Here is a 26,608-nt window from a genome sequence, read left to right as displayed (position 1 = left end):
AGCGCAGCAAACCGGCACGGGCCAAGTCGCGGCCCGGCGAGCGGTGGCGGTTGTGGGCGTTAATCGCGCTGCCGCTCAGCGGATGAACAGCTTGTAGACCAGCTTCTGCAAGGCTTTGCCGTAGGGCGGATAGATCAGCCGCGCGAGGTTGAGGCGCTGCTTGATCAGCACGCCCTTGGCCTTGCTGAAGGTCAGAAAACCCTCGTGGCCGTGATAATGGCCCATGCCCGAAGCACCGATGCCGCCGAAGGGCATGTCGTCCTGCGCCACGTGCAGCAGGGTGTCGTTGATACAGACCCCGCCGGAGTGGCTGTGGTGCAGCACGTGCTGCTGCTCGCGACGGTCGTAGCCAAAATAGTAGATAGCCAGCGGACGCGGGCGCGCAGCGATATAGGCCAGGGCATCGTCGAGACGGTCATAAGGCACCACGGGCAGCAGCGGTCCGAAGATTTCGTCCTGCATCACCAGCATGCTGTCGTCGACGTTCAGCAGCAGGGTCTGCGGCATGCGCCGCTCCGTTGCTTCAGCCGTAAGAGCGATCACCTCGGCACCCTTGTGGCGGGCGTCGTCCAGATAGCCTTGAAGGCGCTGCTGCTGGCGCGTGTTGATGATGCTGGTGTAGTCCGGATTGCCCTCGATCTGTGGATAAAATCGCTGCATCACACGGCGGTAGGCATCTACGAAGCCGTTGACCCGCTGGCGCGGTACCAGCACGTAGTCCGGGGCTACGCAGGTCTGTCCGGCGTTCAGGGTCTTGCCGAAGGCGATACGCTCGGCGGCGTGTTCCAGCGGCACGTCCGCCGAGATGATGGCCGGGGATTTTCCGCCCAGTTCCAGGGTCACCGGTGTCAGGTTGTCGGCCGCGGCACGCATCACATGGCGGCCGATGCTGGTGGCCCCGGTGAACAGCAGGTGATCGAAAGGCAGCTTGGCGAAGGCCATACCGATCTCGGCCTCGCCCAGCGCTACGCTCACCAGGTCCTCGGGGAAGATGCTGGCCAGCAGTTCCTTGAGGTGTTGCGAGGTCTGCGGCGTGGCTTCGCTGAGTTTGAGCATCACCCGGTTGCCGGCGGCCAGTGCGCCGACCAGCGGGGCGATGGCGAGGAACAGTGGGTAGTTCCACGGCACGATGATGCCGACCACGCCCAGCGGCTGATAAATCACTCGTGCCGAGGCGGGCATGAATGCCAGGCCCACATGGCGCCGCGATGGTTTCATCCAGCGGCGCAGGCGTTTGCGCGTATAGCGGATGCCCTGCACGGTGGGCAGCATCTCGGCGAGCAGGGTTTCATCGGCGCTGCGATTGCCGAAGTCCTCGCTGATGCAGCGGATCAGCGCGTCCTGATCGGCGAGCAGGGCGGACTTGAGGCTGTCGAGCCAGGCGATGCGCTGGTCGGCCGAGGGCATGGGATTGGCCATGAAGGCCTCGCGTTGGGCCTGGAAACACTGCTGCAACTCGGCAATAGCCTGCTCGACCGGGCCGAAAAGGGTGACCATGCCGGTGTCCTTATCCACTCACTGGAGCTGCTGTGTACCACGTTCGATGGCCTGTAGCCATTGGGCGCGCGGCGTTCCAAGTGGTAGCCGTTGTTCCGAAGTGGTAGATCCGTTCAGGCCGTGGCAGTGCCTATACGTAGATGCAGGATGAGCGAGGCCAGCAGACACGCCAGGGCGATCCAGTCGGCAATCACCACGCGCCGCAAAGCCTCGTTGTAAGCGGGCTCGCTCCAGGCCAACAGGAGAAAGGACAACACGCTGACCAGGCCACCGATCAGGGCAATGCCGCGCAGGCCGGGCAGGAAGGCCGCGGCCACCAGTAATGCGCCGATCAGGCCGAAGAGCACGGCGCGATGACGCATGAGGATATGCAGGTTGGGTTCGTCGAAATTCAGACCGTAGAGTGCGTTCAGTCGCTCACCACCGAGTACTCCGGCTAGCGGGAGCAGGTGGATGATGCCAGCGACCAGCAGCAGAAAACCGATCAGCTTGCTCATCTCCAATGCTCCACTAAGGCTCCAGGCGATTCGGCCCGGCGGGATTCGATAATCATCGGGGTCTTCCTCAAGCTCCAGCGGGCAGCACGAGAATGGCGCAGCTGGAGTTCTAGGATAAGCATCGCAATGCGTCAAACAGGCTACGACGCAGCCGCTTGTGATTACCGCCGATCAGGCATGCCGCAGATGGGTTGGGCTCAGGTCTTCAGGCTTGCCAGCCACGCCGGGATACGTCTTTCCAGGTAATAGCCGGGCCGGCTCGGAGAGCCGTCGACGAAGCCGACATGGCCGCCCTTGGCGTGCAGCTCGAAGGTGATGCAATCAGCCAATTCTTCGGGCTCGGGCAGGCTGTGGGGATAGACGAATGGGTCGTCGCTGGACTGAATCATCAGCGTCGGCGTCTGGACTCGCCCCAGGTAGTAGCGGCTCGACGAGCGCCGGTAATAGTCGTCGGCGTTCTCGAAGCCGTGCAGCGGTGCGGTGATGCGGCCGTCGAAATCCCAGAAGGTACGCATGCCGTCCAGCGGGCCGAGCTTTTCCAGGATCGACAGCCGATCGGCCTGGCCCTGGTGGGCGAACAGGCGCTGCTTGTCCTTTACGTAGGCAACCATCGCGCGCATGAAGTGCGCCTGGTAGACCCGCGAAAAGCCAACGCCGATACGGTCGGCGCACTGGTCCAGGCGAAACGGCACCGACACCGCGGCTGCGCCTTGCAGGCCGCTGTCGGCGCCAGTTTCCCCCAGGTACTTGAGCAGCACGTTGCCGCCCAGCGAATAGCCCACGGCATACAGCGGCGCCAGGGGATGCTTGGCCTGCAGATGGCGGATGGTTTCGGCCAGGTCTTCGCTGGCGCCGGAGTGATAGCCGCGTGGCAGCAGGTTGGGCTCGCCCGAGCAGCCGCGCCAGTTCAGCGCCACGCTGGCCCAGCCCTGGGCCGCCAGCTGGCGTTGCAGACCGAGCGCGTAGTGGGAACTGGAGGAACCGGTCAGGCCGTGCAGCACCAGCACCAACGGCGCGTGGGCTTCGTGGGGGCCGTGCCAGTCGAGGTCGAGAAAGTCGCCGTCCTCCAGCCACAAGCGTTCGCGTTGGCGTTCGAGCATTGGCGAGCGACGGCACAGCGAGCCCCACAGGGTTTGCAGGTGCGGCCCGGGCAGCCACCAGGCGGGCTGGAAGCTGCTCGTCATCGGCGCGCGCTCACCCATCTGCAGGCCGCCATCGGCAGTTACGCCGAACGGCGCTCCCATAGTGCGTAATGCACCTGGCCAGCCTTCTGCTCACGGTGCAGGCGCCAGTTGCCGGGCATGCCGAGGCTGGAGGGCACTTGCTCGCTCTCGGTGTACACCCAGGCGTCGTCGGCCAGCCAACCGCGCTCTTCCAGCAGTGTGCAGGCAGGTAACAACAGATCCTGGCTGAACGGCGGGTCGAGGAACACCAGATCGAATAGTGTGGCTGGCTGGCTCTGCAGGTAGGCGAGGGCATCGCTCTGCAGCACCTGGCCGTTGTCGCAGCGCAGGGTGGCCAGGTGGCCGCGCAGGCTGGTCACTGCCGCCGGGTTGAGGTCCAACGCCAGGGCGCTGCCGGCACCGCGTGACAGCGCTTCGAGAAACAGCGCGCCGCTGCCGGCGAAGGGGTCCAGGACCCGTGCAGCTTCCACGTAGGGCGCGAGCCAGTTGAACAGAGTCTCGCGCACGCGGTTGGGTGTGGGCCGCAAGCCGTGTGCCATGGGGAAGGCGAACTGGCGACTGCGCCATTGCCCGGCAATGATGCGCAGTTGCCCGTCGCCACCATGGGTGACGGGCGCTTTGCCGGAAATCGGTCGTCTGGCCATCAGTGCTCCGGTACGGCAGCGGGTTGTTCAGCCGGCTTGTCGGTGGGTGGTGGCAGCTCTTTCTGCTCGACCTTCGGCCCAGCCGTGACGATCACCAGTGCCTCGGGGTCGAGATGCTTGGCCATGGCGGCTTTCACCTGCTCGACGCTGAGCGCCTGCACCTGGGCCATGAAATCTTCCAGGTAGGTCAGCGGCAGGTCGTAGAAACCGATGGCACCGAGCTGGCCGACGATGGCCGAGTTGCTGGCGGTGGACAGCGGGAAGCTGCCGGCCATCTCGCGTTTGGCGGCGTCCAGTTCTTCCTGGGTCGGGCCGCCCGCGATGAAGTCGCGCAGCAGATCCTTGACCAGCTGCAGGGTGCCGTCGCTGAGCTCGGCGCGGGTCTGCAGGTTGATCATGAACGGGCCGCGGGCCTGCATGGCGGTGAAGCCGGAATACACGCCGTAGGTCAGGCCGCGCTTCTCGCGCACTTCGGTCATCAGCCGGGTACCGAAACCGCCGCCGCCGAACACCTGGTTGCCCAGGTAAAGGGCGGCGTAGTCCGGGTCTTCACGGGTGATGCCGAGCTGGGCGATCAACAGGTGAGTCTGGTTGGAAGGGAAGTCGATATGGGTCAGGCCGGGCTTGGGCGCCTCGGGTTCGACGGTCTTGGTCAGGGCCGGGCCTTTGGGCAGCGATGCGGAAACCTCGGCTGCGATGGCTTCGGCTTCCTCGCGAGACAGGTCACCGACCAGGGCAATCACCGCGTTGCCGGCGGCATAGGCCTTGGCGTGGAAGGCCTGCAGCTGTGCGCGGCTGATGTCGGGCACCGACTGTGCTGTGCCTTCGCTCGGGTGTCCGTACGGATGCTTGCCATACAGGCGCTCGAACAGCTCCAGGCTGGCCAGCTTACCGGGGTTCTGCTTCTGGAATTCGAAGCCGGCGAGAATCTGGTTCTTGATGCGCGCCAGCGAGTCGGCCGGGAAGGTCGGTTTGCCGATCACCTGCTCGAACAGCTTCAGGGCCGGCTCGCGCTGCTCGGCGGTGCTGAGGCTGCGCAGGCTGGTGACCGCCATGTCGCGGTAGGCACCATTGCCGAACTCGGCGCCCAGGCTCTCGAAGCCGGCGGCGATGGCGCCGACGTCCTTGCCGGGCACGCCTTCGTTGAGCATGGCGTTGGTCAGCAGCGCCAGGCCGGGCACGTCGCCGTCCTGGCTGCTGCCGCCGGCGTAGGTCAGGCGCAGGTCGAACATCGGCAACTCGCGGGCTTCGACGAACAGCACCTTGGCGCCTTCGGCGGTCTTCCAGCTCTGGATATCCAGTTTGCGGCGCTCGGGCTCCTTGCCGTCCAGCTCGGCCAGTGACTGCAGTTTGCTGTCGTCGGCTTGTGCGGCTTGTGCGGCTTGTGCGGACTGGGCAGTGGGCTCGGCAGCGTCCGGTGCGCGTTTGACGGTGAAGGCCAGGGCCGCCAGCAGGGCGATCAGGAACAGCCCCAGCAGGGCGTAGCGCGGGCCGTTGCGCTTACTCATCGCGCTTCTCCTCGGGCAGAACGTGGGCGACGCTGAGGCGATCGCGGGTGAAGTAGGTCTTGGCGGCGTTCTGGATGTCGGCCGGGGTCACGGCCTCCAGCTCGGCGAGTTCCTGGTCGATCAGCTTCCAGGACAGGCCGACGGTCTCCAGCTGGCCGATGGCGGTGGCCTGGCTGCTGATCGAGTCGCGGTCGTAAACCAGTTCGGCGATCAGCTGGGCGCGTACGCGGGCCAGTTCCTCGGCCGACGGCGCTTTGTGCTGCAGGTCCTCAAGCTCGCGCCAGATGCCGGCCTCGGTTTGCTCCAGAGTCTTGCCGGTCTGCACGTTGGGCGTCGCGGAGATCGTGAACAGGCTGTCGCCGCGTGTGTAGCCGTTGTACCAGGCGCTGGCGCCGGACACCAATTCCTCGCCGCGCTCCAGGCGGCTGGCCAGGCGCGCGCTGTAGCCGCCGTCGAGCAGGGCGGCGATCAGGCGCAGCGCATGCACGTCACGCGGATTCTTGGCGGTGGCCAGGCCCGGCACGTTGAAGCCCATCATCAGGGTGGGCAGTTGGGTCTTCAGATGCAGGGTGATCTGCCGCTCGCCGGGCTCGGCCAGCTCCAGGGGGACCTTCGCAGCCGGTACGTCGCGCTGTGGGATCGCGCCGAAGTAGCGCTGGGCCAGGGCTTTGACGCCATCGACGGTAACGTCACCGACCACCACCAGAGTGGCGTTGTTGGGCACGTACCAGGTTTCGTACCAGTGACGCAGCTCCTGCACGCTCATGCGGTCCAGGTCGGCCATCCAGCCGATGGTCGGGATGCTGTAGCCGCTGGCCGGGTAGGCCATGGCCTTGAAGCGCTCGTAGGCCAGGCCCGAAGGTTTGTCGTCGGTGCGCAGGCGGCGCTCTTCCTTGATCACCTCGATCTCCCGGGCGAACTCTTCCGGCGGCAGGCGCAGGCTGGCCAGGCGGTCGGCTTCCAGCTCGAAGGCCACGCCCAGGCGGTCGGCGGCCAGCACCTGGTAATAGGCGGTGTAGTCGTCGCTGGTGAACGCGTTCTCTTCAGCGCCTAGGTCGCGCAGCACCCGCGAGGCTTCGCCGGGGCCGAGCTTGCGGCTGCCCTTGAACATCATGTGTTCCAGGGCGTGGGACAGGCCGGTCTGGCCAGCGGTCTCGTAGCTGGAGCCGACCTTGTACCAGATCTGCGAGACCACCACGGGGGCACGGTGATCTTCGCGGACGATGACCTTGAGGCCGTTGTCCAGGGTGAATTCGTGGGTCGGTTGCGGTGCCGCGGCGTGCGCACCGAATGGCAGGGCGCAGACGGCCAGTAGCAGGCCGGCGAGATGGCGGGCAAGTGAAGTGGACAAACCTCTCTCCTCGTTGAACCACGCCGGGCGTGGGGTTGCGGTCGGGTATGAGCGCGGTGCAGCGTCGCCGCGGCAGGCCGTCAGGGCGGTCGCGTGGCTTAGCCGTGGTGGCTGCGGAGGTGCTAGGATACGCATCCGTTTTAACGGCGACCACGTCTAGCAATGGCAGTTTGCAACTAATCAGCTGCCCAACTGCAAGCCCTCAGCCCCTCGTGCCCAGGCGCCATGGCGTTCGCCCCAGTGAGATAGCCGTCCTCCATGTTTGGTTCAAAAGACGACAACAAGACTCCGGCCCCCGAGCAGGGCGCCGAGAAAGCCGAGAAACGTGGCCTGTTCGGCTGGCTGCGCAAGAAACCGGCCGAGCCTACCGCTGCCGAGCCCGCGCAGCAGGCCGAGGTGCCCGAGGTAGCGGCGCAGAGCCAGCCAGAGCCGTCGCCACAAGCGCAGCCGGCTGAGGCCCCTCAGGTTTTGCAGAGCGCTACCGTCGATAGCGACCCGGGCAGCCGTGACCCGGTCGAGACATCTGCGCTCAGCGGGGCCGTCACCGCCGAGCCCGTGGTGGGCGACGCCACCCGCCATGGCCCTGAAGCCTTGCCTGAGCCGGTTGCCGAACAGCCGGCGGCGCAGCCTGAGCATTCGCCTGAGCTGGCCACCGGCAGCGACGTGCAGCATACCGTGCCTGCCACGCCAGCCGTGGTGCTGACCACCCCGGTCGAAGCGCTCGCCGAGCCAGTGGTCGAGCAGAACAAGCCGTCTGACAACAAGGGTGGCTGGTTCGCCCGCCTACGCCAGGGCCTGTCCAAGACCAGCGCCAGTATCGGCGAAGGCATGGCCAGCCTGTTCCTCGGCAAGAAGGCCATCGACGACGACCTGCTCGACGAGATCGAGACCCGTCTGCTCACTGCCGACGTCGGCGTCGAAGCCACTACGGCGATCATCGGCAGCCTGACCCAGAAGGTCGCGCGCAAGCAGCTGACCGACAGTGATGCGCTGTTCAAGGCGCTGCAGGAAGAACTGGCCGCCATGCTGCGCCCGGTCGAGCAGCCGCTGCAGATCGACAGCGCCAAGCGGCCCTACGTGATTCTGGTGGTCGGCGTGAACGGCGCCGGCAAGACCACCACCATCGGCAAGCTGGCCAAGAAGCTGCAGGGCGAGGGCAAGAAGGTCATGCTCGCCGCTGGCGATACCTTCCGGGCCGCTGCCGTCGAGCAGCTGCAGGTGTGGGGTGAGCGCAACAAGATCCCGGTGATCGCCCAGCACACCGGCGCCGATTCGGCCTCGGTGATCTTCGACGCCGTGCAGGCCGCCAAGGCCCGCGGCATTGATGTGCTGATCGCCGATACTGCCGGCCGCCTGCATACCAAGGACAACCTGATGGAGGAGCTCAAGAAGGTTCGCCGGGTGATCGGCAAACTCGATGACAGCGCGCCCCATGAAGTACTGCTGGTGCTGGATGCCGGTACCGGCCAGAACGCCATCAACCAGGCCAAACAATTCAACCAGACGGTGAACTTGACCGGGCTGGCCCTGACCAAGCTGGATGGTACGGCCAAGGGTGGGGTGATCTTCGCCCTGGCCAAGCAGTTCGGCCTTCCCATTCGCTACATCGGCGTTGGTGAAGGCATCGACGATCTGCGCACCTTCGAGGCCGAACCTTTCGTTCAGGCGCTTTTTCAGCAGCGGGAGCAGTGATGATCCGATTCGAGCAGGTCGGCAAGCGTTACCCCAACGGACATGTCGGGTTGCATGAGTTGAGTTTTCGCGTGCGGCGCGGCGAGTTTCTGTTCGTCACCGGCCACTCCGGCGCCGGCAAGAGCACCCTGCTGCGCCTGCTGCTGGCCATGGAGCGCCCGACCTCGGGCAAGCTGCTGCTGGCCGGGCAGGACCTGGGGCAGATCAGCAACGCGCAGATTCCCTTCCTGCGCCGGCAGATCGGCGTGGTGTTCCAGAACCACCAGCTGTTGTTCGACCGCAGCGTGTACGACAACGTGGCGCTGCCGCTGCAGATCCTCGGCCTGTCCAAGAGCGATATCGGCCGTCGTGTCGGCTCCGCGCTGGAGCGGGTTTCGCTGAGCGACAAGGCCGAGCTGTACCCCGGCGACCTGTCGACCGGGCAGCAACAGCGTGTCGGCATCGCCCGCGCCATCGTCCACCGGCCCGCGCTGCTGCTGGCTGACGAACCCACCGGTAACCTCGATCCGCGTCTGGCGGCAGAAATCATGGGCGTATTCGAAGACATCAACCGTCTCGGCACCAGCGTGTTGATCGCCAGTCACGACCTGGCACTGATCGCGCGCATGCGTCACCGCATGCTCACGCTGCAACGCGGCCGCCTAATCGGCGATGGGGAGGCCGGCGAATGAGCGCATCCCGCATCCCGCCACCGCAGCCGTCCCAGCGCGTAGGCGCGGCACCCAAGAATGCCGAACCGCAAGGCCCGGACAACGAACCGGATTTCCGCACCCTGGCGCGCGCCTGGGTGGAAAGCCACCGGGCCAGCCTGGTCGACAGCTTGCGTCGCCTTGGAAAGCACCCGATCGGCAGCTTCTTTACCTGCCTGGTAATGGCCGTGGCGCTGAGCTTGCCCATGGGCCTTTCGCTGCTGCTCGGCAACGTCGAGCGTCTTGGCGGCACCTGGGAGCGTGCTGCGCAGATCTCGGTGTTCCTCAAGATCGATGCCAGCGATAGCCAGGGCCAGGCCCTGCGCGAAGAAATCGCCGGCATGGACGACGTGGCCGAAGCCGAATGGATCAGTCGCGAAAAGGCCCTGGAAGAGTTTCAGCAGCAGTCCGGGCTGGGCGAAGCCCTCAAGGAGTTGCCGAACAATCCGTTGCCCGGCGCTGTGCTGGTAACGCCCAAGGAAGTCGACAAGGCTACTCTTGAGGCGTTGCGTTTGCGTTTAGCAGAGCTGCCCAACGTGGAGCAGGCACAGCTGGACTTGGTCTGGGTCGAGCGTTTGAGCGCAATCCTCAAGTTGGGCGACCGCTTCGTCTTCGGCCTGACGGTGCTACTGGTCATGGCGCTGCTGCTGGTGATCGGTAATACCATTCGCTTGCATATCGAGAACCGCCGTACCGAGATCGAAGTGATCAAGCTGGTCGGTGGCACCGATAGCTACGTGCGCCGCCCGTTCCTATATATGGGCGCGTTGTATGGCTTTGGAGCGGGTGTGCTGTCGTGGCTGGTGCTGGCCTTTGGGCTGAACTGGTTGAACGATGCCGTGGTGCACCTGTCGGGATTGTATGGCAGCGATTTCGCCCTGGCCGGTGTGCCCGCCGGCGACGGTCTGTCCCTATTGCTGGGAGCCGTGCTGTTGGGTTATATCGGTGCATGGCTGGCGGTGGCGCGGCATCTTCGTGAGTTGGCGCCCCGTTGAGGCGCTAGTTTGACGCCTCGCCAAGTTATTGATTTGGTTGATATTGACTATTGATCGGGGAACCAGGATGGTGGCTTCCGGTCATATTGCGCAGTGCTACACTGCGTACGTTTCGTGAATCGGAGGATTCGAATGTCCACTTCTTTGCAACCTGTTCATGCTCTGGTTCCAGGCGCCAACCTGGAAGCTTACGTGCATGCCGTTAACAGCATTCCGCTGCTGACGCCCGAGCAGGAGCGTGAACTGGCCGGTAATCTCTTCTACAAGCAGGACCTCGACGCGGCCCGCCAGATGGTATTGGCCCACTTGCGTTTCGTCGTGCATATCGCGCGCAGTTACTCCGGCTATGGCCTGGCCCAGGCCGACCTGATCCAGGAAGGCAACGTCGGCCTGATGAAGGCGGTCAAGCGTTTCAACCCGGAGATGGGTGTGCGCCTGGTTTCGTTCGCCGTGCACTGGATTCGTGCGGAAATCCACGAGTTCATTCTCAAGAACTGGCGGATCGTCAAGGTCGCGACCACCAAGGCCCAGCGCAAGCTGTTCTTCAACCTGCGCAGTCAGAAGAAGCGCCTGGCCTGGTTGAGCAATGACGAAGTCAACGCCGTGGCCGAAAGCCTCGGTGTCGAAGCCCGTGAAGTGCGCGAGATGGAAAGCCGCCTGACCGGTCAGGACATGGCCTTCGACCCGGCCGCCGATGCTGATGACGACAGCGCGTTCCAGTCGCCCGCTCAGTACCTGGAAGATCATCGCTACGATCCGGCCCGGCAGATGGAAGACGAGGACTGGAGCGATACCTCCAGCGCCAACCTGCACGAGGCCCTCGAGGCGCTCGACGAGCGTAGCCGCGATATCCTGCAGCAGCGCTGGTTGGCCGAAGAGAAGGCCACGCTGCATGAGCTGGCAGCTAAGTACAACGTCTCCGCGGAGCGTATCCGTCAGCTGGAGAAGAATGCGATGAACAAGCTCAAGGGCTCCATCGCCGCCTGATCCGGTCAGCAATACCCAAGCCGCCCCGACTTGTTCGGGGCGTTTTTGTTTGGGCGGCATAGAGACTGCGGATGTTGCCTGTTCTGGAATTGTGGGAGCGGGCGGGGATGCTTAGTTCATGCCCGCGAAATGGATTTCCCTGGAAGTTGAGTTCGCGGGCATGGCCCGCTCCCACAGGAAAAGACTAGGTTTTTTCCAGCCTTGCGCCTGCTACTTCGCCCACCAAGCCGGCCGTGGCGCTTGCAGCTGGCTCAGGTAATGGCTGCCGCCCAGCTGACGCATCTGGCGACGAATCCAGTTGGCGCGCTGATTAACGTAGCCGCTCGGGCGGCCGGCATCGAACTGTCGCGGATTGGGCAGCACTGCGGCGAGCAGACTCGCCTGGCGGGCCGACAGGTAGGACGCACCGATATTGAAGTGGTGCCGGGCGGCGGCTTCCGCGCCGAACACGCCGTCTGCCCATTCCGCGCTGTTGAGGTAAACCTCAAGGATGCGCTCCTTGGGCCACAGCAGTTCGATCAGTCCGGTAAACCACACTTCGATGCCCTTGCGCAGCCAGCTGCGGCCGGACCACAGGAACAGGTTTTTAGCTACCTGCTGGCTCAACGTGCTGGCGCCGCGCACCGAGCCGCCCTCTTGGTTGTGCGACAGCGCCGCCTTGATCGCCTCCACATCGAAGCCCCAGTGATAGGCGAATTTCTGGTCTTCACTTGCGATGACCGCGATCTTCAGGTCATCCGGCAACTGGTCCCAAGAGCGCCAGGTGCGCTGCAGGTCGATAGGCTTGCCGTCGACCCAGGACTCGATCTTGCGCTCGACCATCAGCGCCGTGCCCGGTGGTGGCACCCAGCGCAGGGCGAGCACCAGCAGGAAGGAGCCGGCGATGAACCAGAGCAGCGACTTCAGCAGGAGGCGGCGAAGGGATCGGAGCATGGGCAGGGAGCCGGGCTTGTTTGGCCGCTTAGTATAAGGTGCCTGGCGCCGTTGCGGGCAATGCAGCGGCCCGCTGCGGCAATCCAGGAGGCGCGCCGAGGCGTGTGGCGGCGTAAACTGCGTCTTTGTATTGGCAATCGGTGAGAGCGCTATGGTTCGCTTGTGGTTGTTGCTGTCGGCTTTCGCCGGCTTTTCCGGGGTCGCGTTGGGCGCGTTCGCGGCCCATGGTTTGAAGAGCAGGTTGAGCGCCGAGTACCTGGCCGTGTTTCAGACCGGCACCCATTACCAGCTGATCCACGCATTGGCCCTGCTGGGCGTGGCCATTCTGGCGCTGGTCGCGCCGGGGCGTCTGGTCAACCTGGCCGGTGCCTGCTTCGCCATCGGCATCCTGCTGTTCTCGGGCAGCCTGTACGCGCTGACCCTCAGCGGTATCGCCAAGCTGGGTATCATCACGCCGTTCGGCGGCCTGGCCTTTCTGGCCGGCTGGGCCTGCCTGGGGCTGCTTGCCTGGCGTATGGCCTGAGACTAATGGCGGGCCTGCGCCTTGGTCATCGCCGGGGATCGGGCTAGAATGCCGGCCCTTTCTCCTGTCATGACGGGTTGCCATGCATATCCAGTTGAACGGTGAAACCCTCGAGCTGCCCGAAGGCGCCAGCGTCGCCGACCTGATCGAGCGTCTGGAACTGACCGGGCGCCGCGTGGCGGTCGAACTTAACCTCGATATCGTCCCGCGCAGCCAGTACGCCAGCACAGCGCTGGCCGACGGCGACCGCCTCGAAGTGGTCCATGCAATCGGCGGCGGTTGAACTCGGCGCCGCGCCCTTCCAACTTTCTGCAGAGGAATCACCATGAGCCACGCAGTCAACGACAAGCCTTTTACCCTGGCTGGCCGCACCTATCAGTCGCGCCTGCTGGTCGGCACCGGTAAATACAAGGATCTCGACGAGACCCGCGACGCCATCGAGGCCTCGGGCGCGGAGATCGTGACCGTGGCGGTGCGTCGTACCAACATCGGTCAGAACCCGGGCGAGCCGAATCTGCTCGATGTGATTTCGCCGGATCGCTACACCATCCTGCCGAACACCGCTGGCTGCTACGACGCCGTCGAGGCCGTGCGCACCTGTCGCCTGGCCCGTGAGCTGCTCGACGGCCACAAGCTGGTCAAGCTGGAAGTGCTGGCCGACCAGAAGACCCTGTTTCCCAACGTGATCGAAACCCTCAAGGCCGCCGAAGTGCTGGTCAAGGAAGGCTTCGACGTGATGGTCTATACCAGCGACGACCCGATCATCGCCCGCCAGCTGGCCGAAATGGGCTGCATCGCGGTGATGCCGCTAGCCGGCCTGATTGGCACCGGGCTGGGCATCTGCAATCCCTACAACCTGCGCATCATCCTCGAAGAAGCCACCGTGCCGGTGCTGGTCGATGCCGGTGTGGGCACTGCATCGGATGCCACCATCGCCATGGAACTGGGTTGCGAGGCGGTGCTGATGAACAGCGCCATCGCCCATGCCCAACACCCGGTGCTGATGGCCCAGGCCATGAAGTACGCCATCGAGGCCGGCCGCCTGGCCTACCTGGCCGGGCGTATGCCGAAGAAACTTTATGCCAGCGCGTCCTCCCCATTGGAGGGGCTAATCCGCTGAGTCGCCTTTGCATAGGCGCCTGACGGGGACATGGGTCCCCGTTTCTCATTCCTCCTAGTGTCCCGAGTACCCCATGAGCGATATCGAGCAAACCCCAGCCGAAGAAAACCCACGGCACATGCGCGCCATCAAGAGTTTCGTGATGCGTGCCGGCCGCATGACCGAAGGGCAGCAACGCGGCTTCGACCTGGGCTTGCCGAAATTCGGCCTGGAGTTGAGCGATGGCATGCAGGATTTCGACGCGGTATTCGGGCGCCAGACGCCGCGTACCTTCGAGATCGGCTTCGGCATGGGCCACTCCACGCTGGAAATGGCCGCCGCGGCGCCCGAGCAGGATTTCATCGGTGTTGAAGTACACCGGCCGGGCGTGGGCGCATTGCTCAACGGGGTGATGACCCAGAACCTGACCAACCTGCGCGTGTACAACTGCGATGCGATGGAAGTGCTGCGTCAATGTGTGCCCGATGCCAGCCTAGACCGCGTGCTGCTGTTCTTCCCCGATCCGTGGCACAAGGCGCGTCATAACAAGCGCCGTATCGTCCAGCCGGCATTCGCCGAACTGGTGCGTCAGAAGCTCAAGGTCGGCGGCGTGCTGCACATGGCCACCGACTGGGAGCCCTACGCCGAGCACATGCTTGAGGTGATGAACGTGGCGCCGGGGTATCGCAACCTTGCCGCCGATGGTCGCTGCGTGGAGCGCCCGGCTGAGCGCCCGGTGACCAAGTTCGAGCGCCGTGGCGAGCGCCTCGGCCATGGCGTCTGGGATCTGAAGTTCGAGCGCATCGACTGAACAGATGACTCGCCTGTCGAAACGCCAGGCCCGCCGCGCAGCCCATGCGCGCAATCGCCCGCAGTGGCAGATGCCTCAGCCCAGCAGGCGCGCGGCCTGGGCCGCGCGCCTGCTGCTGCCATTGACCGCAATGGTCATGTTCATCAGTGCTGCGGCGATTCTCTTCACGGTCGTGCAGGCGCTTTACAGCGGTGTGGCCATTTCGCTGTCGCGTGTCGGTCCGTCGACCCTTTATTCGCTGGCCAGCGATCCACTGGGTTACTGGCTCACCCTGCTGTGGCACAGCGTCGTCGCGCTGTTTATCGGCGGCCTTGGCGGGTTCAGTTGGTGGATCTCGCGCCAGCGTTGATCAGGCCGTAACACCACGCAGTTGCTGCAGCAGGCGCGCGCCGAACACGTTGATCAGCAGGCCGAGCATGACGATGGCCGCGCCGATCCACTGCACGGCGCTCAGCGCCTCGCCGAGAAACAGCCAGGCCGAGCTGAGGCCGACCACGGGGACCAGCAGCGAGAACGGCGCGACCTGGCTGGCCGGATAGCGCGACAACAGTCGGCTCCACAGGCCGTAGCCGAGCAGGGTGGCGACAAAGGCCAGGTAGGCGATGGCCAGTGTCGAATTCAGGGAAATGCTGCGAAGCGCCGTCTCGATCTGCGCCGTGCCTTCGAGCAGCAGCGACAGAGCCAGGAACGGCAGCGGCGGGATCAGGCTGCCCCACACCACCAGACTGACCAGATTGACCTTGCCGATGCGCTTGGTGACCACGTTGCCCAGCCCCCACATCGCCGCTGCACACAGCGTCAGCACGAAACCGGCCAGGGTGAAGGCGCGACCGCTCTCGCTGCCGATCAGCAACAGGCCCGCCGCTGCCACCACCAGGCCGATCAGGCTGCTGCGCTTTACCGACTCACCGATGAATAGCGCGGCGAAGCCCAGGGTGAAGAACGCCTGGGCTTGCAGCACCAGCGATGCCAGGCCGGCTGGCATGCCGGCGTACATGGCCGAGAACAGAAAGGCGAACTGCCCCAGGGAAATGGTCAGGCCGTAGGCCAGCAGCCAGCGCAGCGGCATGTCCGGGCGGCGGATAAAGAGAATCGCGGGAAAGGCGGCGAGCATGAAACGCAGGGCGCCGAGCAGCATCGGCGGCACGCCGTCCAGGCCGACTTTGATGACCACGAAGTTCACACCCCAGGCGACGATCACCACGGCGGCCAGCAGAATGTCCTTGGGTGTCATGGGCGCGGCCTCGTGTGGTGGTATGCGGAGGCGCAGGCTAGCGCGGATGGGCGAGTCTGAAACGCCACAGTTAGCGGTCTTTTTCCCCATACAGAAATGAAAACGCCCCGAGCAGGTCGGGGCGTTTCGGTATCGACGATGCAGTCAGACGGTCAGCGTCCAGTCGTAGTCGACGATCAGCGGCGCGTGCTGCGAGAAACGCGGCTGGCGGGGCAGGCGGGCACTGCGCACGCTGCGGCGCATGCCCGGCGTGAGCAGCTGGTAGTCGAAGCGATAGCCCAGGTTGAGCATCTCCGCCTGCTCGTTGTCCGGCCACCAGCTGAACTGATCGGCCTCGCGATTGACCTCGCGTACAGCATCGACGTAACCCATGGTGCCGGTCACTTCGTCCATCCAGGCGCGCTCGGGCGCCATGAAACCGGGCGATTGCTGGCAGTCGCGCCAGTTCTTTACATCCAGCTTCTGATGAGCGACGTACAGCGAACCGCAATAGATGTAGTCGCGACGCTTGCGGCGTTGCTTGTCCAGGTACTTGGAGAAATCGTCCATGAACTTGAATTTCTGATTCAAGTTCTCATCGCCGCCCATGCCAGATGGCAGCAGCAGCGAAGCGATACTCACTTTATCGAAATCGGCCTGCAGGTAGCGCCCGTAGCGATCGGCCGTTTCAAAACCGAGCCCGCTGATCACCGCCTTGGGTTGCAACCGCGAATACAGTGCCACGCCACCCTGGCTTGGTACTTCTGCATCGCAGGCATAGAGGAAATAGCCATCCAGCTGGAGGGCTTGGTCGTCCATTTCAAAGGCGGAGGCACGGGTATCTTGCAGGCAGATCACGTCGGCATTCTGTGCTTGCAGCCAACTGAGCAAACCGCGCTCGACTGCAGCATGAATACCATTCACGTTCACACTGATGATCCGCATAAATGGCCCCCAAAAACACGTGCGTGTATGATACCTGAGCTAGACGCCGTTTAGTAATTCAAAGCCACATCCTGTGCCGCCTCAAGGTCATTCATGCAAACGTATCAGCGCGATTTCATTCGATTTGCCATCGAGCGAGGCGTTCTGCGCTTCGGTCAGTTCACCCTCAAGTCCGGTCGCGTCAGTCCGTATTTCTTCAATGCCGGGTTATTCGACAGTGGCCTGGCGCTGGCCAAGCTGGGGCGTTTCTACGCGGCAGCGGTGGTAGACAGCGGCATTTCCTTCGACGTGCTGTTCGGGCCGGCCTACAAGGGTATTCCGCTGGCGGCGAGTACAGGCGTGGCACTGGCCGAGCACCACGATGTGGATACGCCCTGGTGCTTCAACCGCAAGGAAGCCAAGGACCACGGCGAGGGCGGCACCCTGGTTGGTGCGCCGCTTAATGGCCGGGTGCTGATCATCGATGACGTGATCACTGCCGGCACTGCGATCCGCGAAGTGATGCAGATCATCCAGGCTCAGGGCGCCCAGGCAGCCGGCGTACTGATCGCTTTGGACCGCCAGGAGCGCGGCCGCGGCGAGCTGTCGGCGATCCAGGAAGTCGAGCGCGACTTCGGCATTCCGGTGGTCAGCATCGTTTCTCTGCAGCAGGTGCTGGAATATCTGGCCGATGATGCTGAACTGAAACAACACCTGCCCGCCGTTGAAGCCTACCGCGCCGAATTCGGTATCTGACCCCGGCTCGCCAAGAGAACGTGCCCATGTCCACCTCGTCCTTGCTGCGCAGTACCCTCTGGCTTGGCCTGCTGCTGCCGTTATGGGCGAATGCGGCGGAGATGTATCGCTATACCAATGCCCAGGGCATTACGGTGATCGACCGCCAGGGCGTACCCAGCGAGTTCATCGCCAAGGGCTATGAGGTGCTCAACGAGCAGGGGCGGGTGATCCGCGTGGTGCCGCCTGCGCCCACCGCGGAAGAAATGCAGAAGATTCTCGCCGATCGCGAACGGGCCAAATCCGATGCCCAGTTGCTGCGTCTGTACAGCAGCCTCGAGGATGTCGACCGTGCCCAGGCGCGCAAGCTGGCCGAACTCGACGGCCTGATCGGCGTGGCCAAGGGTAATCTGCAATCGGTGCGTCAGCAGCAGGCCAACCTGCAGAAGCAGGCGGCGGATCAGGAGCGGGCAGGGCGTGAAGTGCCCAAGCAGTTGCTCGATCAGATCAGCAGTCAGCGAGACGAGCAGGTGCGGCTTAAAAAGGATATCGAACGCTATCAGGCGGCGCGTGCCCAGGCGCAGAGCGCCTTCACCGCGGATCGGACGCGAGTCAGCGAGCTGCTCGGCCAGGGTAACTAGCCGCGCGCAAGGCGCGGCCTTCGCTTAGCGGCGCGGTACTGCGCGAGTGCGGCCGCTAGCGTCGATAGCGACGAACACGAACACCGCTTCGGTGACCTTGCGCCACTCGCTGGACAGCGGGTCGTCACTCCATACCTCCACCAGCATCTGGATCGAGCTGCGGCCGACTTCCAGCGCCTGGGTGTAGAACGACAATTGCGCGCCGACCGGCACCGGCACCAGGAAGGCCATGCGATCGATCGCCACGGTCGCCACACGGCCGGCCGCTACCTTGCTGGCCATGGCGGTGCCCGCCAGGTCCATCTGCGAAACCAGCCAGCCACCGTAAATGTCGCCGAAGCCATTGGTTTCGCGCGGCAGTGCAGTGATCTGCAATGCCAGGTCGCCTTGCGGTATCGGGTCTTCTTGTTCGAAGTCTTTCATCTGTTCACGGCTCGCGGCGCAGTGGTGGGCCCTGCGGGGCAGGGACGCAAAGTATACCGGCTGGGTCTCTACACCGCGACCTTAGCGCGTTGCAGGCATTGACGCACAGTCCTTTGCCGAACTCTGCGTACCTGTTTGCGTCGTCATCCAACTGTCACATTGATTACATAGAGTGGTCACATTGGCTGATGATACTGAGCCCCGTCCCAACCAACACGACCCTGATCGTGAGAAAGCGGTAAGCCGGGCGCTACGACCACGGCAGCCAGCCTCTCGATGATTACCACTCTGCTAGGAGCAAGGCATGAAACTGAAGCGTTTGATGGCGGCCATGACGTTTGTCGCTGCTGGCGTCGCTACCGCCAACGCGGTTGCCGCTGTCGATCCGGCTATTCCGGCCTACGAGAAGACCTCGGGTGTATCGGGCAACCTGTCCAGCGTCGGTTCTGACTCCCTGGCCAACCTGATGACCCTGTGGGCTGAGAGCTACAAGCAGTCCTACCCGAATGTGAACATCCAGATTCAGGCCGCCGGCTCCTCCACCGCGCCACCCGCGTTGACCGAAGGCACCGCCAACCTCGGCCCGATGTCGCGCGCCATGAAGGACAGCGAAATCCAGGCCTTCGAGCAGAAGTACGGCTACAAGCCGACCGCCGTTCCGGTGGCCATCGACGCCCTGGCGGTGTTCGTGCACAAGGACAACCCGATCAAGCAGCTGACCATGCAGCAGGTCGACGCGATCTTCTCCAGCACCCGTCTGTGCGGTGAAGCCAAGGATCTGAAGACCTGGGGCGATATCGGCCTGACCGGCGAGTGGGCCAGCAAGCCGGTGCAGCTGTTCGGTCGTAACTCGGTATCCGGCACTTACGGCTACTTCAAGGAAGAAGCCCTGTGCAAAGGCGACTTCAAGCCCAACGTGAACGAGCAGCCGGGTTCGGCTTCCGTGGTGCAGTCGATCTCCAGCACCGTCAACGCCATCGGTTACTCGGGCATCGGCTACCGCACCGCCAGCGTGCGCGCCGTTCCCCTGGTCAACAAGAAGGGTGAAGTCGAGGAAGCCAACGAAACCAACGCACTGTCGGGCAAGTACCCGCTGGCTCGCTTCTTCTACATCTACGTGAACAAGGCGCCGAACAAGCCGCTGAGCCCGCTGGACGCCGAGTTCCTGAAGATGATCCTGTCCAAGCAGGGCCAGGATGTGGTGGTCAAGGACGGCTACATCCCGCTGCCGCTCAAGGTCATCGAGAAGACCCGCAAGGAACTGGGTCTGTAAACAGGCCGCAGTAAGCCTTGCTGAAGCCCGCCTCTTATCGAGAGGCGGGCTTTGCTGCGTCACCGCACTGTAACTTTTCTGTCATACAGTCGCGTTAGATTGGCCACGCTCGCGAAATAGACGAAAAATACGGCGCGCTCATGGCCGCGCAGAGACGCTCTCTCCTATGAATGACTTGCCAAGTGACCCCATGACCGCCTCCCCCAATTCCCTCGGGCTGGACTTCAACACCCCGGCCCTGCAGCGCAAGCGCCGTATACGCGCGTTCAAGGATCGCCTGGCACGCTGGTGCGTATCCATCGGCGGCCTGGCCGTGCTTGGCGCCATCACCCTGATCTTCTTCTACCTCGCCTATGTCGTGCTGCCTATGTTCCAGGGCGCCGACCTGGAAAAGCGCGATGCCATCCAGCCCGCCTGGCTGGCCGATGCCGGCAATCCGCTTTTGATGACCCTCGAGGAGCAGAACCAGGTCGGCATGCGCCTGGCCCGCAACGGCAAGATCCAGTTCTTCGATGCCAAGACCATGCAGGCGCTGACCAGCATCGACCTGCCGCTGCCGGCCGGCAGCGAAGTGGTCTCGGTCGGTGAAGACCAGCCGGGCAGCCACCGTATCGCCCTGGGCCTGTCCAACGGCCAGGCGCTGGTGTTCGAGCACACCTATCGCATCACCTATCCGAACGACGTGAAGACCATCACCCCGGCGATCGTCTACCCGTTCGGTGAAACCCCGCTGACCCTCGATCCGCAAGGCCGGCCGCTGGAGCACATGGGCATCAGCGTCAACAGCGGCACGCTGCTGATCGCCGGCTCCGTGGGCAGTGAGCTGCAGGTGCTGAGCCTGAGCCGCGAAGAGAACATGATGACCGGCGAAGTGGAGGTCAGCGAGGAGCGCCTGGCGCTGCCGCAGATCGCCGAGCCGATCAAGGAGCTGATCATCGAGCCGCGCCAGCAATGGCTGTTCGTGATCAACGGCCGCGCCACCGCCGACGTCTTCGACCTGCGCGCCAAGGCCCTCAACGGCCGCTACAAGCTGCTCAACGATGGTGCCCGGGAAATCACCCACGCCGCCTCGCTGCTGGGCGGCATCTCGCTGCTCACCGGTGACAGTAGCGGCGGCATCGCCCAGTGGTTCATGGTCCGCGACGAGGATGGCAAGTCCTCGCTCAAGCAGGTGCGTGAATTCAAGCTGGCCGACAGCCCGATCAGGCAGATCCTCTCCGAAGAGCGCCGCAAGGGCTTCATCGCTCTGGACGCCAAGGGCAACCTGGGCATCTTCCACAGCACCGCGCATCGCACCCTGCTGGTCGAACCGGTGGCTGACGGCTTCACCATCGCCGCGCTGTCGCCGCGCGCCAACCGCGCGCTGGTCGAGGCCGACGGCAAGATCGAACGCCTGCTGATCGACAACCCGCACCCGGAAATTTCCTGGAGCTCGCTGTGGGGCAAGGTCTGGTACGAGAACTACGACAAGCCGGCTTACGTCTGGCAGTCGACCTCCGCCAGCACCGACGCCGAACCCAAGCTGAGCCTGGCACCGTTGGCCTTCGGTACGCTCAAGGCTGCCTTTTACGCCATGCTGCTGGCCGCCCCGCTGGCTATTGCCGCGGCGATCTACACCGCCTACTTCATGGCTCCGGCCATGCGCGGCAAGGTCAAGCCGGTGATCGAACTGATGGAAGCGCTGCCCACGGTGATCCTCGGCTTCTTCGCCGGCCTGTTCCTGGCGCCCTATGTAGAGGGGCATCTACCTGGCATCTTCAGCCTGCTGATCTTCACGCCCATCGGCATCCTGCTGGCGGGCTTCATCTGGAGCCGCCTGCCGGAGTCCATCCGCCTGCGCGTGCCGGACGGCTGGGAAGCGGCGCTGCTGATTCCGGTGATCCTGCTGGTCGGCATCGTCTCGCTTAGCATGAGCGGCCATCTGGAAAACTGGCTGTTTGACGGCAACATGCGCGGCTGGCTGACCAATGACCTGGGTATTCCGTTCGACCAGCGCAACGCCCTGGTGGTCGGCCTGGCGATGGGCTTCGCGGTGATCCCGAACATCTACTCGATCGCCGAAGACGCCGTGTTCAGCGTGCCCAAGAGCCTGACCTTCGGCTCCCTGGCGCTCGGTGCCACGCCCTGGCAGACCCTGACCCGTGTGGTGATCCTGACCGCCAGCCCGGGCATCTTCTCGGCGGTGATGATCGGCATGGGCCGCGCCGTCGGCGAGACCATGATCGTGCTGATGGCCACCGGCAACACGCCGATCATGGACATGAACATCTTCGAAGGCCTGCGCACCCTGGCCGCCAACGTGGCGGTGGAAATGCCCGAGTCGGAAGTCGGCGGTACCCATTACCGGGTGCTGTTCCTTTCCGCCCTGGTTCTGCTGTCGTTCACTTTCGTCATGAACACCTTGGCCGAGCTGGTGCGTCAGCGCCTGCGCGTCAAGTACGCTTCGCTCTGAGGACTGCAAGACCATGTCCGTGAAACAGCACAACCTGAAATCCTGGTTCAAGAGCGGCTCGCCGTGGATCTGGATGAACGCCGGTGCGGTGTCCATCGCCATCATCATGACCGTGGGCCTGCTGGCGGTTATCGCCGTGCGCGGCCTGGGCCACTTCTGGCCGGCCGATATCATCGAAGCCAGCTACCAGATTCCTGGTGAGCAGGCCAAGCAGATGGCCGGCGAAGTGGTGCAGAAGGAAGAGATTCCACGCGCCCGTCTGGCGGCGGCCGGCCTGCCGGTGAATACCGAGGGCGGTGAATTCATGACCCGCGAACTGCTCAAGGTCGGCAACCGTGATCTGTACGGTGCGGACTTCTCCTGGGTGGTCGGCGAATGGCTCGGTGAGCAGCGTCGGCCCGCCGACCTGACCGCCTTCGAGCGCCGCGAGTGGGGCAATTTCTACGGCTATCTGGTCAACGTCAAAGAAGAGGGCCGTCTGGTCGCCGAGGGCGATGCCGCCTGGGGCGAGTTGCAAAAGCGCCTGCAACGCGTCGATGAGCTGCACAGCGAGATCATCAGGCTGGAGAAACGCGACATCGGCCGCATCAACGCAGGCCTCGAGCGCGTAAGGCTGCAGACCCGCAAGCTGGAGCTCGATAACGCGCTGACCGAGGATGCCCAGGCAGATCTGGCCGCCGAGCGTTCCCGTTGGGACGCTGAATACAAGCAGCTGGAGGCCGAACTCAACGCCCGCTACCAGCAGTTCAACCGCGACAGCATGACCGTGCGCTCGGCCGATGGCCGCGAGCAGGAGATCAGCCTCGGCAAGGTGGTGCGCGCCTACCACCCGAACGCCATGTCGACCCTGGAAAAGATCGGCTTCTACGGCAGCAAGCTGTGGGAGTTCGTCAGCGATGACCCACGTGAGGCGAACACCGAAGGCGGCATCTTTCCGGCGATCTTCGGCACCATCATGATGACCCTGATCATGGCGGTGATCGTCACCCCGTTCGGCGTAATCGCCGCCATCTACCTGCGTGAGTACGCCAAGCAGGGCCCGCTGACCCGGGTGATCCGCATCGCGGTGAACAACCTGGCTGGCGTTCCAGCCATCGTCTACGGCGTGTTCGGTCTGGGCTTCTTCGTCTATGTGCTGGGTGGCTCGATCGACCGGCTGTTCTTCCCGGAAGCCGCGCCGGCGCCGACCTTCGGCACACCGGGCCTACTGTGGGCGTCGCTGACCCTGGCGCTGCTCGCCGTGCCGGTGGTGATCGTCGCCACCGAGGAAGGCTTGGCGCGCATTCCCCGCTCGCTGCGTGAGGGCTCGCTGGCCCTCGGTGCCACCAAGGTGGAAACCCTGTGGCGCGTGGTGCTGCCAATGGCCAGCCCGGCGATGATGACCGGCCTGATTCTCGCCGTGGCCCGCGCCGCCGGTGAAGTGGCGCCGCTCATGCTGGTCGGTGTGGTCAAGCTGGCGCCGAGCCTGCCCGTGGATGGCAACTATCCTTACCTGCACCTGGATCAGAAGATCATGCACCTGGGCTTCCACATCTATGACGTCGGCTTCCAGAGTCCCAACGTCGAGGCCGCCCGCCCGCTGGTTTACGCCACTGCGCTGCTGTTGGTACTGGTGATCGCGATTCTCAACCTGACGGCCGTATATCTGCGCAACCGCCTGCGCGAGAAGTACAAGGCCCTGGATCATTAAGGTGGCTGTAGGCCGCAGCGCGACGCGCCGAGCGTGAGCCGGCCAGCGCTGCAGCTTGAAGCCTGTAGCCCCGAAGGAGACTATTGATGCAACACGAAACCGCTACCCATAGCATCGACATTTCGGCCCTGGGCCGTGACAAGCAGAGCCTGAACCTGGCCAACGAAACCGTGGCCATCGAAGTGCCGGGCCTGAACCTGTTCTATGGCGACAAGCAGGCGCTGTACGACGTCAAGATGAACATCCCCAAGCAGCGCGTGACCGCCTTCATTGGCCCAAGCGGCTGCGGCAAGTCGACCCTGCTGCGTACCTTCAACCGCATGAACGATCTAGTCGACGGTTGCCGCGTGGAGGGCGAGATCAACATCGACGGGCGCAACATCTACCGCAAGGGCGAGGACGTCGCCGAGCTGCGGCGCCGCGTCGGCATGGTGTTCCAGAAGCCCAACCCGTTCCCCAAGAGCATCTACGAGAACGTGGTCTACGGTCTGCGCATCCAGGGCATCAACCAGAAGCGCATCCTCGACGAGGCCGTCGAGTGGGGCCTGAAGAGCGCCGCGCTGTGGGATGAAGTGAAGGACCGCCTGCACGACTCGGCCCTGGGGCTGTCTGGCGGCCAGCAGCAGCGTCTGGTGATAGCCCGTACCGTGGCGGTGCAGCCCGAAGTGCTGTTGCTCGACGAGCCGTGCTCGGCGCTCGACCCGATCTCCACCCTGAAGGTCGAAGAGCTGATCTACGAGCTGAAATCCAAGTACACCATCGTCATCGTTACCCACAACATGCAACAGGCCGCTCGGGTATCCGACTACACGGCGTTCATGTACATGGGCAAACTGATCGAATTCGGTGACACCGACACGCTGTTCACCAACCCGGCCAAGAAGCAGACCGAAGACTACATCACCGGCCGCTACGGCTGATGCCATGGCAAATACTCCCTGGCTTTGTCGGGCGTGCTCGCCGTACTACTCGTACTATCAGCGCACGCCCTTCGCAGCAAGGAGCATTTTCCAAAGGCCTCTGTGCTGAGATAAACGTTGAAGGTGCAGCGTGCGCACCATGGCCACTCAAGCGAAGCTTTCGCGGAGCGAAACCAGATGATCAATAAAGACAGCCTGAACCACCACATTTCCCAGCAATTCAATGCCGAGCTGGAGGAAGTGCGCAGCCACCTACTGGCCATGGGCGGCCTGGTCGAGAAACAGGTCAACGACGCGGTCACTTCGCTGATCGAGGCCGATTCCGGCTTGGCCCAGCAGGTACGTGAGGTCGATGACCAGATCAACCAGATGGAGCGCAACATCGACGAGGAATGCGTGCGCATCCTCGCTCGCCGTCAGCCGGCCGCTTCGGACCTGCGCCTGATCATCAGCATCTCCAAGTCGGTGATCGATCTGGAGCGCATCGGCGACGAAGCCACCAAAATCGCCAAGCGTGCCATCCTGCTGACCGAGGAAGGCGAGTCGCCGCGCGGTTACGTCGAGGTGCGCCATATTGGCGACCAGGTGCGCAAGATGGTCCAGGAAGCGCTGGACGCCTTCGCCCGTTTCGACGCCGACCTGGCGCTGTCGGTCGCCCAGTACGACAAGACCGTCGACCGCGAATACAAAACTGCACTGCGCGAGCTGGTTACCTACATGATGGAAGACCCGCGCTCGATCTCCCGCGTGCTCAACGTGATCTGGGCGCTGCGCTCGCTGGAGCGTATCGGCGACCACGCGCGCAATATCGCCGAACTGGTGATCTATCTGGTCCGCGGCACCGACGTCAAGCACATGGGCCTGACCCGCATGCGCGAAGAAGTGCAGAGCGGCGCCAAGGAGTGAGGTCTGCCCCCAAAGGGCCAAGGTTGGGCCTGTGCGCGGGGCCTCAGGGTTGCGCTTTAATGTTGGCAATAAGCCAGTGCACACGTCTATGCTAAGGGCCATTCGAGGGAGTGGTCGATGAGCAAAGTCAGTGTACTGGTGGTGGACGACGCCACCTTTATCCGTGATCTGGTAAAGAAGGGGCTGCGTGACCACCTTCCCGGTATCCAGATCGAAGAAGCAGTCAACGGCCGCAAGGCCCAACAGATCCTAGGCCGCAACCCGATCGATCTGATTCTCTGTGACTGGGAAATGCCGGAGATGTCCGGCCTCGAGCTGTTGCAATGGTGCCGTGAGCAGGAGTCGCTCAAGGGCGTGCCGTTCATCATGGTCACCAGCCGTGGCGACAAGGAAAACGTGGTGCAGGCCATTCAGGCCGGCGTATCGGATTTCATCGGCAAGCCGTTTTCCAACGAGCAACTGATTACCAAGGTCAAGAAAGCCCTGCAGCGCGCCGGCAAGCTGGCTGCCCTGATGTCCGCCGCACCGCCGAAAATGCTCAGCACTGGCGCCTTCGCCAACGATTCCCTGGCCGCCCTGACCGGTGGCAAGGCCGAGACCGTCCGCCCGGCGGCGCCTACCCAGGCAGCTACCGCTCCAGCCGCGGCGCCTGCGCCGGCCAAGGCCGCCACCCCGGCACCGGCGGGCCGTAGTCAGGGCCAACTGCGCTTGCCCGGCGGCATGATGGCCTGCGTGGTCAAGGCGCTGAGCCTCAAGGAAGCATTGCTGGTGGTCAAACGCGGTGAACTGCTACCGCAGGTATTGGAGAGCGCGGTGCTCGATCTCGAGCAGGGCGAAGCCTCGGAAGTGGCGCGTCTGAACGGCTACCTGCACAGTGTGGCAGCGTTCGAGCCGAAGCCTGACAGCGAATGGCTGCAGGTGGTGTTTCGCTTCGTCGATCGCGATCCGCAGAAGCTGGACTATCTGTCCCGCCTGATCGCTCGCGGCACCACCCAGAAGCACTTCACGCCCGGAGCGTGAT

Annotated in this window: 27 protein-coding genes; 17 read left to right on the top strand and 10 right to left on the bottom strand. The window is 63.9% G+C overall.

Translation table 11 applies throughout. From position 1 onward, the window contains the following. Positions 1-75: 75 nt before the first annotated feature. The 6 genes from PVA39_RS21935 to PVA39_RS21910 form a co-directional block, all read right to left on the bottom strand. Positions 76-1,497 carry a coniferyl aldehyde dehydrogenase gene (locus tag PVA39_RS21935; protein WP_274125850.1) on the bottom strand — a complete coding sequence of 474 codons (1,422 nt, stop codon included), beginning with the start codon at positions 1,495-1,497 and terminating at the stop codon, positions 76-78. Between the two features lie 113 nt (positions 1,498-1,610). Beyond that, positions 1,611-1,994 (bottom strand): phosphopantetheine adenylyltransferase, encoded by a 384-nt coding sequence (locus PVA39_RS21930; RefSeq protein WP_274125848.1) that lies wholly within the window; start codon positions 1,992-1,994, stop codon positions 1,611-1,613. A 197-nt stretch (positions 1,995-2,191) separates the two neighbouring features. Continuing rightward, positions 2,192-3,178 carry a hydrolase gene (locus PVA39_RS21925; RefSeq protein WP_274125948.1) on the bottom strand — a complete coding sequence of 329 codons (987 nt, stop codon included), beginning with the start codon at positions 3,176-3,178 and terminating at the stop codon, positions 2,192-2,194. Positions 3,179-3,216: 38 nt separating this feature from the next. Continuing rightward, positions 3,217-3,822 carry a 16S rRNA (guanine(966)-N(2))-methyltransferase RsmD gene (gene rsmD / locus PVA39_RS21920; RefSeq protein WP_274125847.1) on the bottom strand — a complete coding sequence of 202 codons (606 nt, stop codon included), beginning with the start codon at positions 3,820-3,822 and terminating at the stop codon, positions 3,217-3,219. Beyond that, positions 3,822-5,330: a M16 family metallopeptidase gene (locus tag PVA39_RS21915; RefSeq protein ID WP_274125845.1), complete on the bottom strand. Its 1,509-nt coding sequence runs from the start codon at positions 5,328-5,330 to the stop codon at positions 3,822-3,824. Before PVA39_RS21915 ends, rsmD begins: the two co-directional genes overlap by 1 nt. Next, entirely contained in the window at positions 5,323-6,681 is a 1,359-nt protein-coding gene (locus tag PVA39_RS21910; RefSeq protein WP_443201000.1) for a M16 family metallopeptidase, read from the bottom strand. Before PVA39_RS21910 ends, PVA39_RS21915 begins: the two co-directional genes overlap by 8 nt. A 258-nt stretch (positions 6,682-6,939) precedes the next feature. Between PVA39_RS21910 and ftsY the strand changes: the two genes are divergently transcribed. The 4 genes from ftsY (at position 6,940) to rpoH (ending at position 11,044) form a co-directional block, all read left to right on the top strand. After that, positions 6,940-8,373 (top strand): signal recognition particle-docking protein FtsY, encoded by a 1,434-nt coding sequence (gene ftsY, locus PVA39_RS21905; RefSeq protein WP_274125843.1) that lies wholly within the window; start codon positions 6,940-6,942, stop codon positions 8,371-8,373. Beyond that, the gene (gene ftsE / locus PVA39_RS21900; RefSeq protein ID WP_093506717.1) at positions 8,373-9,044 is read left to right on the top strand and encodes a cell division ATP-binding protein FtsE; all 672 of its coding nucleotides are present in this window, start codon (positions 8,373-8,375) and stop codon (positions 9,042-9,044) included. The genes ftsY and ftsE overlap by 1 nt, the downstream gene beginning before the upstream one ends. Continuing rightward, positions 9,041-10,057 carry a permease-like cell division protein FtsX gene (ftsX, locus tag PVA39_RS21895; RefSeq protein ID WP_274125841.1) on the top strand — a complete coding sequence of 339 codons (1,017 nt, stop codon included), beginning with the start codon at positions 9,041-9,043 and terminating at the stop codon, positions 10,055-10,057. The genes ftsE and ftsX overlap by 4 nt, the downstream gene beginning before the upstream one ends. A gap of 132 nt (positions 10,058-10,189) precedes the next feature. Beyond that, a complete protein-coding gene (gene rpoH, locus PVA39_RS21890; RefSeq protein WP_013789309.1) occupies positions 10,190-11,044 on the top strand; it encodes an RNA polymerase sigma factor RpoH in 855 nt (284 codons plus the stop codon). Positions 11,045-11,254: 210 nt separating this feature from the next. Here rpoH and mtgA read toward each other — a convergent pair whose 3' ends face one another. Next, positions 11,255-11,977 (bottom strand): monofunctional biosynthetic peptidoglycan transglycosylase, encoded by a 723-nt coding sequence (gene mtgA, locus PVA39_RS21885; protein ID WP_274125839.1) that lies wholly within the window; start codon positions 11,975-11,977, stop codon positions 11,255-11,257. A 151-nt stretch (positions 11,978-12,128) separates the two neighbouring features. On the opposite strand from mtgA, the gene PVA39_RS21880 reads away from it, so the two are divergent. The 5 genes from PVA39_RS21880 to PVA39_RS21860 all read left to right on the top strand — a co-directional run bounded on the left by PVA39_RS21880 (position 12,129) and on the right by PVA39_RS21860 (position 14,759). Continuing rightward, complete coding sequence (locus PVA39_RS21880; RefSeq protein WP_093506725.1) at positions 12,129-12,500, top strand: DUF423 domain-containing protein; 372 nt, start codon at positions 12,129-12,131, stop codon at positions 12,498-12,500. An 82-nt stretch (positions 12,501-12,582) separates the two neighbouring features. Continuing rightward, a complete protein-coding gene (thiS, locus tag PVA39_RS21875; protein WP_093506726.1) occupies positions 12,583-12,783 on the top strand; it encodes a sulfur carrier protein ThiS in 201 nt (66 codons plus the stop codon). Positions 12,784-12,825: 42 nt separating this feature from the next. Then, positions 12,826-13,620, top strand: coding sequence for a thiazole synthase (locus PVA39_RS21870; RefSeq protein WP_013789313.1), 795 nt, complete (start codon positions 12,826-12,828; stop codon positions 13,618-13,620). Positions 13,621-13,738: 118 nt separating this feature from the next. Further along, on the top strand, positions 13,739-14,410 hold the full coding sequence (gene trmB, locus PVA39_RS21865) for a tRNA (guanosine(46)-N7)-methyltransferase TrmB (protein WP_274125946.1): 672 nt from the start codon (positions 13,739-13,741) through the stop codon (positions 14,408-14,410). 4 nt (positions 14,411-14,414) lie between these two features. Further along, on the top strand, positions 14,415-14,759 hold the full coding sequence (locus tag PVA39_RS21860) for a hypothetical protein (RefSeq protein WP_274125836.1): 345 nt from the start codon (positions 14,415-14,417) through the stop codon (positions 14,757-14,759). Here PVA39_RS21860 and PVA39_RS21855 read toward each other — a convergent pair whose 3' ends face one another. Both PVA39_RS21855 and PVA39_RS21850 read right to left on the bottom strand, forming a co-directional pair. Continuing rightward, positions 14,760-15,644 carry an EamA family transporter gene (locus tag PVA39_RS21855; RefSeq protein WP_274125835.1) on the bottom strand — a complete coding sequence of 295 codons (885 nt, stop codon included), beginning with the start codon at positions 15,642-15,644 and terminating at the stop codon, positions 14,760-14,762. It lies immediately after the preceding gene. 144 nt (positions 15,645-15,788) lie between these two features. Beyond that, positions 15,789-16,568, bottom strand: a complete 780-nt coding sequence (locus PVA39_RS21850) for an exodeoxyribonuclease III (RefSeq protein WP_013789317.1) — start codon at positions 16,566-16,568, stop codon at positions 15,789-15,791. Between the two features lie 93 nt (positions 16,569-16,661). Here PVA39_RS21850 and pyrE point away from each other — a divergent pair, with 93 nt between their 5' ends. Further along, positions 16,662-17,303 (top strand): orotate phosphoribosyltransferase, encoded by a 642-nt coding sequence (gene pyrE, locus PVA39_RS21845; RefSeq protein WP_013789318.1) that lies wholly within the window; start codon positions 16,662-16,664, stop codon positions 17,301-17,303. A 26-nt stretch (positions 17,304-17,329) separates the two neighbouring features. Further along, on the top strand, positions 17,330-17,923 hold the full coding sequence (locus tag PVA39_RS21840; protein ID WP_274125834.1) for a DUF4124 domain-containing protein: 594 nt from the start codon (positions 17,330-17,332) through the stop codon (positions 17,921-17,923). Positions 17,924-17,947: 24 nt separating this feature from the next. Here the strand turns inward: PVA39_RS21840 and PVA39_RS21835 are convergent, their stop codons facing one another. Then, positions 17,948-18,346 carry an acyl-CoA thioesterase gene (locus PVA39_RS21835; RefSeq protein WP_027903190.1) on the bottom strand — a complete coding sequence of 133 codons (399 nt, stop codon included), beginning with the start codon at positions 18,344-18,346 and terminating at the stop codon, positions 17,948-17,950. Between the two features lie 304 nt (positions 18,347-18,650). Between PVA39_RS21835 and PVA39_RS21830 the strand changes: the two genes are divergently transcribed. The 6 genes from PVA39_RS21830 (at position 18,651) to PVA39_RS21805 (ending at position 26,607) form a co-directional block, all read left to right on the top strand. Beyond that, on the top strand, positions 18,651-19,619 hold the full coding sequence (locus tag PVA39_RS21830; protein ID WP_093506738.1) for a PstS family phosphate ABC transporter substrate-binding protein: 969 nt from the start codon (positions 18,651-18,653) through the stop codon (positions 19,617-19,619). A 166-nt stretch (positions 19,620-19,785) separates the two neighbouring features. Next, entirely contained in the window at positions 19,786-22,071 is a 2,286-nt protein-coding gene (locus tag PVA39_RS21825; protein WP_274125833.1) for an ABC transporter permease subunit, read from the top strand. Positions 22,072-22,084: 13 nt separating this feature from the next. Then, positions 22,085-23,761, top strand: a complete 1,677-nt coding sequence (gene pstA, locus PVA39_RS21820; protein WP_274125832.1) for a phosphate ABC transporter permease PstA — start codon at positions 22,085-22,087, stop codon at positions 23,759-23,761. A gap of 86 nt (positions 23,762-23,847) precedes the next feature. Next, the gene (gene pstB / locus PVA39_RS21815) at positions 23,848-24,681 is read left to right on the top strand and encodes a phosphate ABC transporter ATP-binding protein PstB (RefSeq protein WP_274125831.1); all 834 of its coding nucleotides are present in this window, start codon (positions 23,848-23,850) and stop codon (positions 24,679-24,681) included. A gap of 177 nt (positions 24,682-24,858) precedes the next feature. Further along, a complete protein-coding gene (gene phoU / locus PVA39_RS21810; protein WP_093506742.1) occupies positions 24,859-25,587 on the top strand; it encodes a phosphate signaling complex protein PhoU in 729 nt (242 codons plus the stop codon). 117 nt (positions 25,588-25,704) lie between these two features. Next, complete coding sequence (locus tag PVA39_RS21805) at positions 25,705-26,607, top strand: response regulator (protein WP_274125830.1); 903 nt, start codon at positions 25,705-25,707, stop codon at positions 26,605-26,607. Position 26,608 lies beyond the last annotated feature (1 nt).

Source organism: Pseudomonas sp. CNPSo 3701 (assembly GCF_028674975.1).
Taxonomy (GTDB): Bacteria; Pseudomonadota; Gammaproteobacteria; order Pseudomonadales; family Pseudomonadaceae; genus Aquipseudomonas; species Aquipseudomonas straminea.
The sequence above is the reverse complement of the archived record's forward strand: the minus strand, read 5'-3'. Positions and strand labels throughout refer to the sequence as shown.